Here is a 9,042-nt window from a genome sequence, read left to right as displayed (position 1 = left end):
ATTAGGGAGGAACAGCTTCGATACATATACTATAAAAGATAGATGTGACCTAGATGTGAACATAGAGTGAAAGAGAGAGGGAGTTTTAAGTAAGAAGAAAGAGAGAGTAAAAAAATAAGACCATCACATATAGGATGGTCAAGGAAGGGGACAATTTATGTCAATTTAATTAGGGATGGAAAGCTGTTCAAGACACTGGGGAATGTCTTATAAATTAGGGAGGAACAGCTCCGATACGTATACTATAAAAGGTATATGTGACCCTCGTGTGAACTTGGCGTGAAAGATATGGGAATTTGAAAAAGGGGTAAAATAGTTGTTGATGTAAGAGTTATAGTATAAGTGGAGATATAATAGAAGATATTCTTTTGTAAAATGATAGGAATCTGAATATAAATAAAAGTTGAAATCTATGAAAAAAAGGATTATGCTCAACTATATTATGAGAATATAAGGGTTATCCCGCTACTTGTAGGCTCTTAAAGAGTCTTTATTTATGAGGGGATAAAAGCTTCACTTGATAAAGGGAGTTAGTGATATGGAAGTAGCAAAAAAACAAGGGTTGTATAATCGTTTTATACGATTAAATCCACCACAAATTTTAGCATTAGGCTTTTTTTGTTTAATTGTGGTCGGAGGATTGTTATTAAAGTTACCGTTTGCAACGAAAGTACATATTAGTTGGGTAGATGCTTTCTTCACAGCTACGTCGGCAGCGACTGTAACGGGTTTAGGCGTTGTAGATACTGCAAGTACATTTACGATGTTTGGTGAAATAGTTATTATGTTTTTAATTCAAACAGGTGGTCTCGGTCTTATGACGATAGCCATTTTAATTGTTTGGGTATTAGGTAAAAAAATTGGTTTACGTCACCGATTATTAATTGGAGAAGCATTTAATCAAACAAATATTGGTGGTCTTGTGAAATTAGTGAAACGGGTTTTTATTTTTTCTATTTGTATCGAGCTAATTGGAGTTATCTTTTTATCGATTCGCTTTATTCCAGAGTTTGGATTTGGAAAAGGTTTATACTATAGTATTTTTCACGTTATTGCGTCATATAATAATGCCGGTTTTGCGCTTTGGTCAGATAATTTAACAAGATATGTAGGAGATCCTATTATTAATATTGGGATTTGTTCTTTAATTGTAATAGGAGGGTTAGGGTTTACGGTATTAATTGATATATGGTATAGCCGCAGCTTCCGAAAATTATCGCTTCACTCCAAAATCATGATTGTTGGAACGATAGCACTTAACATTATTGCGATGATTGTGATTTTTGTATTGGAATATAATAATGTGAAGACTTTGGGACAACTACCTTTAAATGAAAAGTTATGGGCTTCGTTCTTCCAAGGAATTACACCTCGTACAGCCGGTTTTAACACGATAGATTATGGCGGAATGGAAGAGTCATCGATATTATTTACGATGATATTAATGTTTATTGGTGCAGGAAGTGTATCGACAGGTGGTGGAATTAAGTTAACGACATTCGTTATTTTAATTACATCAGTTCTTTCTTTCTTTAGAAAGAAAGAGGATTTTATTTTATTTCATCGTACGATTAAAATGTCGACAGTAACGAGAGCGTTAGCGATTGTCGTTGCTAGTCAAATACTTATTTTTACAGCGGTATTTGTATTAATGCTTACAGAAGACTTCAGTTTTATTCAGTTATTATTTGAGACAATTTCAGCGTTTGGCACAGTAGGGTTAACAATGGGGATTACTGCGAAGCTATCGGCGTTTGGAAAATGTATTATTATGTTTGTTATGTTTTGTGGATTAATCGGACCGTTAACACTTGTTTTCTCTTTGGCACGACCAGCAAAACAAAAAATTAAATATCCATCAGAAGATGTATTTACAGGATAAGGTATCCCGCATAAAGCGAGATACCTTTTTCATTTTAAAAAAGAGAGAACAATAACCCAATAAGCGCCACTCGGAATAAAATCGCAATGAGTGCAGCGATACCACCTACAATGGCAGCGATACCGCCAGTTACAGTAGCCCCACGATTATATGCGTAAATACCGAGTAGAACAGACACAAGACCAAACAGTGTTGGGAATGTAAATAGCGATAATATTGCTAAAGCAAGAGCGATAAAACCAGCAGTCGATCCAGCTGCAGATGATCTTACATCATCGTTATCTTTATCATCATAATCAATACGCTGTGGTGCAACTTCAGCTGCGTATTCTTCTTTATAGTCACTATAATCACTATCTATTCGATCTCTTTTTTTATATTCATCAAATTTCTCAGTCAAAGTAAGGACTCCTTTCATAACAAGGTTCAATAATAGTATGTTTCTCTTTACTGTTTTTATCCCGCTATTTGCGAGCAGTAAGACTCCCGCCTCAAAATTCGGCTGGAGCGAAGAAGTTAGGTGGAAGTCGGGCTGCCCGAAAACGCCCGATTGGTGAGGGCTAATAATTAGTGGGGATGAACAAAACCCCCATTAATTAAAGTTTCACTTTATCCGAGCCTGTACAGGGAATGATATCCAATTGGAAAGTAAAAATGTTTTTTCAAAATAGGAAAACTAAGTATGACTTCCTCTATTTTGGAAAGTATAAAAAAGAATAATGAGGAAAGGGTGCAATACATATGGAACATCCAATTGAAAATTTAATGAAAACAGCAATGACAAATTTAAAAGAGATGGTAGATGTAAATACGATTGTTGGAAGTCCAGTTTCAACAGCTGACGGAAATGTAGTATTAACAGTGTCTCAAGTGGCTTTCGGTTTTGGAGCTGGTGGAAGTGACTTTAAAGGGGATTTTATTTCTGAAAAACATAATGGCGGACAAGGGCAGCATAAAGAGAACAAGCAAAGTCATCCATTCGGAGGCGGAAGCGGGGCTGGGGTTTCTATTAGCCCAGTTGCTTTTTTAGTAGTTGGTTCTAACGGTGTGCAAGTATTGCATCTCAATAGTAGTACACATTTAATTGAAAAAGCTCTAAATACTGTACCAAGCACTGTAGATAAATTTGTAAATGGTCGCCACAAGTGAACTTGCATTTTTTAGGAATTATGATATATTAGAAAAAGTGCGCTTTAGGATGATCGGAATAATTGAATTGTAAATATATATGATGTGTGGAATAAGGGAGAGGAATTTATGATTAATATCAAAAACTTAGTAGTTGGCTTATTTATGTTAGTAAGCGGTTTTGTTGTATATGTAATAAAAGAAAAAGCTCCATTCTAAAACAGACAAACCGTTAATGTCTGTTTTTAATTTGTAAAAAATGTTGACAAGTTATTGTATTGGTGTTAAAATTTTAATTCGTGTCTCGGTTAAAGCTAGTGTAAAGTAAATAAATCTTATGAATATAATACGAAAAGTTTGCGAAAGATCGGGTAGTCTTACCAACAACTTTTGTGAACAAACCCTATAAATTGTGTATGTAAGCTTTATATGTATACTAGTGAATCAAGGAGCGGTCAGTGGAACCGTAATGATGAGAGAGAGGTAGGGCTTTCATCCAGTATATGTTACTTTCCCGTTAGGTGAATATAAAAAAGAGGGCTCCTTTTGAAAAGGAGCCCTCTTTCTTTTGTGTATTGTGATTTGTAAAAATTTAAATGCGACTTTCAACCTGCTGACAAATTTCATCTGTTGTTAAACCATGAGCTGTAATTACCGATCCTTTTATTGATGTATCTGCAATACCCATCATATTAGAATCTTGCCCAGTTACAACACAACAATCGCACCCTTGTGCATCGTGTTCTGAGTTAAGTGTAACGACTTCATGTCCATGTTGCTGAAGAGCTTGTTGAACATCTGTTAACGAGTTTTCAACGCCAATTCTAGCCATAATTCTCACCTCCTACCATCTAGTCGTTAGTATGCTCAAGTTTTTACCATATATTTATGAAAAGATGGTAGGAAGAGAATATTTGTTTAGTCGTTATATACACCAGTAAGCATTTGACTTACGAATTGATCGTTTAAAGTATCTTGGGCGGAAGAAGTATTTGAATGAATGTCGATTGAAGCAATAAAATTATTATGTTCTTTATTATTTGGTTCTACCTCTACATAATTATCGAATTTACAAAAACCTTTTGTATCCATTAGATCAAATAGTTGAAGCATTTCTACTACCTCTTGTCTCGTTCCTTTAATTTGTACACACGCCATATTGATTTCCTCCTTCATTTTGACAAATTGTTTTTTAAAAATAGGATTATGATTACGAAATGAAAAATATGAATGTTATTTTTAGACAGCGTTATTTTTATTATTTTCCCCCTTTTTCAGCAAAAGTCGTTGTATATTCCCGAATTTATAAAAACGGACGTCCGTTTATTGAATACAATAGATTCGTATCAATTGACAAAAATCCTTCTTTTAAACAAATATTTTTTTAGTGGAAATTGGCGAAAAAAATTTTTGACTTTTTGTAAACGTTAACAATGCTGTTAAATCAATATAATCAAAGATGTACGTACGATTAAAAATTATAAATTTTCTAAAAATTCACTTGATTTATTTAGAAAGGAGAGTAAACTAGGAAACAATAAAAAACTCATAGAACATAGGGGGCGCTTTCCAGTGAACGAGCAATGGATTTTCTTAAATGGAGAATTTGTTCCAAAAGACGAAGCAAAAGTTTCAGTATATGATCATGGCTATTTATATGGCGATGGAGTGTTCGAAGGGATTAGGGTGTATAGTGGTAATGTTTTCCGTTTGAGAGAGCATCTTGTCCGATTATATGAATCAGCGAAATCCATCATGTTAGAAATTCCATATACGTTAGAAGAAGCAACGAAGATCGTTGTTGAAACGATTCGACATAACAAACTATCTAATGGATATATCCGGCTAGTTGTGTCAAGAGGAGCAGGGAATCTTGGATTAGATCCCGATTCTTGTACAAAACCAAATGTAGTAGTAATTGCAGAACAACTATCTTTATTCCCACAAGAATATTATGAAAAAGGGATTCCAATTATAACAGTTGCAACGCGTCGTAATCGCCCAGATGTGTTGTCGCCTCAAGTAAAATCTTTAAATTACTTAAATAATATTTTAGTTCGCATTGAAGCGAAATTAGCTGGAGTACAAGAAGCACTTATGTTAAATGATCAAGGGTACGTAGCTGAAGGATCTGGAGATAACGTATTTATTGTAAAAGGAAATAAATTAATTACACCGCCAAGTTCTGCTGGGGCGTTAGAAGGTATTACACGAAACGCAATTTTAGAAATCGGCGAAAAGCTTGGATATGACGTTAGAGAAGAATTATTTACAAGGCACGATGTATATGTAGCTGATGAAGTATTTTTAACAGGAACAGCTGCTGAAGTCATTGCTGTTACGACAGTAGATGGTAGAACGATTGGTTTAGGAAAAACAGGTCCACATACAAATCGTCTATTAGAAGAATTTCGTAAATTAGTTGTAGAAGATGGTGAGAAAATTTACGAAGAAAATAAAGTTGGATAATAACCCTTTATGACATGATAAAACGTTGATAGGGAGGAGTAGTTGATTGTGAAGCCTCACAGAGAGTCGGTGGTTGCTGAAAACCGATGGTTCACGTCGACGAACATCGCCCTTGAGTGCTAAGCTGAAGCATTTGTCTAGGCTTAGACGGTAGCTCCGTTATTAGCTAGACTCATCCCGAGTCACTGAGGCAAGAGTATTCTTGCAAAGAAGGGTGGTACCGCGAAATCTTTCGTCCCTTCAGCACATAGCTGGAGTGTGGACGTAGGATTTTTTTATTTTATAAAGGGTATAAAAAGGGGGCTTATAAGAAAAATGTCTTCAAAAACAGAAGAGAAACTGGCAACTGGTGCACAGCTATTGTTAGAAGCGCTAGAAAAGGAAAGGGTAGAAGTGATTTTCGGTTATCCGGGTGGTGCTGTTTTACCTCTATATGATGCGCTTTATGATTGTGAGATTCCGCATATTTTAACGCGGCATGAACAAGGTGCAATTCATGCCGCTGAAGGATATGCAAGAATTACAGGAAATCCAGGAGTTGTAATTGCAACAAGCGGGCCTGGTGCTACAAATGTTATTACTGGTCTAGCTGACGCGATGATTGATTCATTGCCACTTGTTGTATTTACAGGGCAAGTAGCAACAACGTTAATCGGGAGTGATGCTTTCCAAGAAGCTGATATTATGGGGCTTACGATGCCGGTGACGAAACATAATTATCAAGTACGAAAAGCATCGGATTTACCCCGAATTATTAAAGAAGCATTCCATATCGCTAGAACAGGAAGACCAGGCCCAGTCGTAATTGACCTTCCGAAAGATATGGTAGTAGAGAAAGGTGAGCGATGTAGTGATGTACAAATGGATTTACCAGGATACCAGCCTAATTACGAACCGAATCTACTACAAATAAACAAATTATTACAAGCGATTGCGGCATCAAAAAAACCGTTAATTTTAGCTGGGGCAGGTGTATTACATGCAAAGGCATCGAAAGAATTAACAAGCTTTGCTCGTAAATATCAAATTCCTGTTGTGCATACATTACTTGGTCTTGGTGGTTTTCCGCCAGATGATAAATTATTTCTTGGGATGGGAGGAATGCACGGTTCTTACACGGCTAATATGGCGTTATATGAATGTGATTTACTTATAAATATAGGAGCGAGATTTGACGATCGTCTTACTGGAAATTTAGCTTATTTTGCTAAAGAAGCGATTGTCGCACATATAGATATTGATCCAGCGGAAATCGGAAAAAATGTGCCGACTGAAATTCCAATTGTTGCGAGTGCGAAGCAAGCATTAGAAGCTCTACTCAACTTTAAGGAAGGGGAAGTAAATCACAATGATTGGCTCTCATTATTGAATAGTAGAAAAGAAAAATACCCTCTTTCTTACAAAGAGCATTCGGAATGTATTAAGCCACAATATGCAATTGATATGCTATATGAAATTACGAAAGGGGAAGCGATTGTAACGACAGATGTTGGGCAACATCAAATGTGGGCAGCTCAATATTATCCGCTGAAAAATCCAGATAAATGGGTAACTTCTGGAGGCTTAGGAACAATGGGCTTCGGATTTCCGGCAGCAATTGGTGCACAAATTGCAAAGCCAGAAGAATTAGTTATTGCCATTGTCGGTGATGCGGGATTTCAAATGACCCTGCAAGAACTAAGTGTATTAAAAGAGCATTCTTTACCAGTTAAAGTGTTTATTTTAAATAATGAAGCTTTAGGAATGGTAAGACAATGGCAAGATGAGTTTTATAATCAAAGATATTCACATTCTTTATTGCCATGTCAACCAGATTTTGTTGCCCTTGCGAATGCATACGGCATAAAAGGCGTCCGTATTGATGATCCACTTCTTGCAAAGAAGCAATTACAACATGTGATTGAATTACAAGAGCCAGTCGTAATTGATTGCCGCGTACTTCAATCTGAAAAGGTTATGCCGATGGTTGCTCCAGGAAAAGGGGTTCACCAAATGGAGGGAGTGGAGAAAAGGTGAAGAGAATTGTTACAGCGACAGTTCGAAATCAAAGCGGTGTGTTAAATCGAATTACAGGCGTTATGACACGTAGACATTTTAATATTGAAAGTATTTCAGTAGGGCATACGGAATCGTCGGACATTTCAAGGATGACGATTGTTGTACATGTTGAAAGTGAACAGCAGGTTGAACAGTTAATTAAACAACTGCATAAGCAAATCGATGTCCTAAAAGTATCTGATATTACAGAAGAAGCAATGATTGCTAGAGAACTTGCGCTTATTAAAGTGGCAACCTCAAGTGTAACAAGAGCAGAATTATATAGTTTAATTGAACCGTTCCGAGCCGCTGTAATAGATGTTGGAAAGGATTCCATAGTGGTGCAAGTAACAGGTACCCAGGAGAAAGTAGAAGCGTTAATTGAATTACTTCGTCCATACGGTTTGAAAGAAATTGCTAGAACAGGTGTAACAGCATTTACACGCAGTATGAAAAAGCAAGATAAGCAAGTTATGTTAATTCAATAATCATTTAAATATAGGGGGAAATGAAAATGGCGAAAGTTTATTATGAGAAAGATGTAACGGTAAATGTATTAAAGGAAAAGAAAGTAGCAATCATTGGGTATGGTTCGCAAGGTCATGCGCATGCGCAAAACTTACGTGATAACGGATTTGATGTAGTAGTAGGTTTAAGAAAAGGAAAGTCTTGGGATAAAGCGAAAGAAGATGGATTTTCTGTATATACAGTAGCGGAAGCAGCAAAGCAGGCTGATGTAGTAATGATTTTACTACCGGATGAACTGCAGCCAGAAGTATATGAAGCGGAAATTGCGCCAAATTTAAAGGCAGGAAATTCTCTCGTTTTTGCACACGGGTTTAATGTACACTTTGATCAAGTGAAACCACCAGCGAATGTAGATGTATTTCTAGTAGCGCCAAAAGGTCCAGGGCATCTCGTACGCCGTACATTTGCTGAAGGAGGAGCTGTTCCAGCACTATTTGCAGTATATCAAGATGCAACAGGAGTTGCGACTGAAAAAGCACTTTCTTATGCTGATGGAATTGGAGCGACGAGAGCTGGTGTATTAGAAACAACGTTTAAGGAAGAAACAGAAACGGATTTATTTGGAGAGCAAGCTGTGCTTTGCGGCGGAGTAACTGCACTAGTAAAAGCTGGATTTGAAACGTTAGTTGATGCAGGGTATCAACCTGAACTTGCATATTTTGAATGTTTACATGAATTGAAACTCATTGTTGATCTTATGTACGAAGGTGGACTTGAAAATATGAGATATTCAGTTTCAGATACAGCGCAGTGGGGAGACTTCGTATCAGGACCACGCGTTGTTACTGAAGATACGAAGAAAGCGATGGGAGAAGTGTTAGCAGAAATTCAAGATGGTACATTTGCAAGAGGCTGGATTGCAGAGCATAAAGCAGGAAGACCAAATTTCCAGGCGACAAATGAGAAAGAAAATGAACATGAAATCGAAGTAGTTGGACGTAAATTACGTGAAATGATGCCTTTCGTACAGCCACGAGTAAAGGTAGGGATTAAATAAT

Annotated in this window: 10 protein-coding genes and 1 other annotated feature; of the genes, 7 read left to right on the top strand and 3 right to left on the bottom strand. The window is 36.7% G+C overall.

What is annotated here, in order from left to right; genetic code table 11:
* Positions 1-538: 538 nt before the first annotated feature.
* The gene (locus CDB3_RS17335) at positions 539-1,882 is read left to right on the top strand and encodes a TrkH family potassium uptake protein (protein ID WP_098361684.1); all 1,344 of its coding nucleotides are present in this window, start codon (positions 539-541) and stop codon (positions 1,880-1,882) included.
* Between the two features lie 34 nt (positions 1,883-1,916).
* On the opposite strand, the gene CDB3_RS17330 is transcribed toward CDB3_RS17335, so the two are convergent.
* A complete protein-coding gene (locus CDB3_RS17330) occupies positions 1,917-2,282 on the bottom strand; it encodes a hypothetical protein (RefSeq protein WP_000136552.1) in 366 nt (121 codons plus the stop codon).
* 341 nt (positions 2,283-2,623) lie between these two features.
* Here CDB3_RS17330 and ytfJ point away from each other — a divergent pair, with 341 nt between their 5' ends.
* Together ytfJ and CDB3_RS17320 are read left to right on the top strand one after the other, a co-directional pair.
* Positions 2,624-3,031, top strand: coding sequence for a GerW family sporulation protein (ytfJ, locus tag CDB3_RS17325; RefSeq protein ID WP_002158682.1), 408 nt, complete (start codon positions 2,624-2,626; stop codon positions 3,029-3,031).
* 108 nt (positions 3,032-3,139) lie between these two features.
* Positions 3,140-3,229 carry a hypothetical protein gene (locus CDB3_RS17320; protein ID WP_000608227.1) on the top strand — a complete coding sequence of 30 codons (90 nt, stop codon included), beginning with the start codon at positions 3,140-3,142 and terminating at the stop codon, positions 3,227-3,229.
* 373 nt (positions 3,230-3,602) lie between these two features.
* Here CDB3_RS17320 and CDB3_RS17315 read toward each other — a convergent pair whose 3' ends face one another.
* Together CDB3_RS17315 and CDB3_RS17310 are read right to left on the bottom strand one after the other, a co-directional pair.
* The gene (locus CDB3_RS17315; RefSeq protein ID WP_002149532.1) at positions 3,603-3,842 is read right to left on the bottom strand and encodes a YkuS family protein; all 240 of its coding nucleotides are present in this window, start codon (positions 3,840-3,842) and stop codon (positions 3,603-3,605) included.
* Positions 3,843-3,928: 86 nt separating this feature from the next.
* Positions 3,929-4,168 (bottom strand): DUF3911 family protein, encoded by a 240-nt coding sequence (locus CDB3_RS17310; RefSeq protein ID WP_000752504.1) that lies wholly within the window; start codon positions 4,166-4,168, stop codon positions 3,929-3,931.
* Positions 4,169-4,582: 414 nt separating this feature from the next.
* Here CDB3_RS17310 and ilvE point away from each other — a divergent pair, with 414 nt between their 5' ends.
* The 4 genes from ilvE (at position 4,583) to ilvC (ending at position 9,041) form a co-directional block, all read left to right on the top strand.
* On the top strand, positions 4,583-5,479 hold the full coding sequence (gene ilvE, locus CDB3_RS17305) for a branched-chain-amino-acid transaminase (RefSeq protein ID WP_128855353.1): 897 nt from the start codon (positions 4,583-4,585) through the stop codon (positions 5,477-5,479).
* 16 nt (positions 5,480-5,495) lie between these two features.
* Positions 5,496-5,722 (top strand) — a binding site (T-box leader).
* 72 nt (positions 5,723-5,794) lie between these two features.
* Entirely contained in the window at positions 5,795-7,495 is a 1,701-nt protein-coding gene (gene ilvB / locus CDB3_RS17300) for an acetolactate synthase large subunit (RefSeq protein ID WP_128855352.1), read from the top strand.
* Positions 7,492-8,004, top strand: a complete 513-nt coding sequence (ilvN, locus tag CDB3_RS17295; protein ID WP_000822951.1) for an acetolactate synthase small subunit — start codon at positions 7,492-7,494, stop codon at positions 8,002-8,004. Before ilvB ends, ilvN begins: the two co-directional genes overlap by 4 nt.
* Positions 8,005-8,030: 26 nt before the next feature.
* A complete protein-coding gene (ilvC, locus tag CDB3_RS17290) occupies positions 8,031-9,041 on the top strand; it encodes a ketol-acid reductoisomerase (RefSeq protein ID WP_128855351.1) in 1,011 nt (336 codons plus the stop codon).
* The last annotated feature ends 1 nt before the right edge of the window (position 9,042 follow it).

It is taken from the genome of Bacillus sp. CDB3, from assembly GCF_002081505.1.
GTDB classification, from domain to species: domain Bacteria; phylum Bacillota; class Bacilli; order Bacillales; family Bacillaceae_G; genus Bacillus_A; species Bacillus_A cereus_AT.
Note: the sequence above shows the minus strand (reverse complement) of the source record. Positions and strands in the feature narration are given on the sequence as shown.

Coding starts and splice junctions, on each gene's coding strand:
- CDB3_RS17335 (WP_098361684.1), top strand. CDS start 539: ATGGAAGTAGCAAAAAAACAAGGGTTGTATAATCGTTTTATACGATTA.
- ytfJ (WP_002158682.1), top strand. CDS start 2,624: ATGGAACATCCAATTGAAAATTTAATGAAAACAGCAATGACAAATTTA.
- CDB3_RS17320 (WP_000608227.1), top strand. CDS start 3,140: ATGATTAATATCAAAAACTTAGTAGTTGGCTTATTTATGTTAGTAAGC.
- CDB3_RS17315 (WP_002149532.1), bottom strand. CDS start 3,842: ATGGCTAGAATTGGCGTTGAAAACTCGTTAACAGATGTTCAACAAGCT.
- CDB3_RS17310 (WP_000752504.1), bottom strand. CDS start 4,168: ATGGCGTGTGTACAAATTAAAGGAACGAGACAAGAGGTAGTAGAAATG.
- ilvB (WP_128855352.1), top strand. CDS start 5,795: ATGTCTTCAAAAACAGAAGAGAAACTGGCAACTGGTGCACAGCTATTG.
- ilvC (WP_128855351.1), top strand. CDS start 8,031: ATGGCGAAAGTTTATTATGAGAAAGATGTAACGGTAAATGTATTAAAG.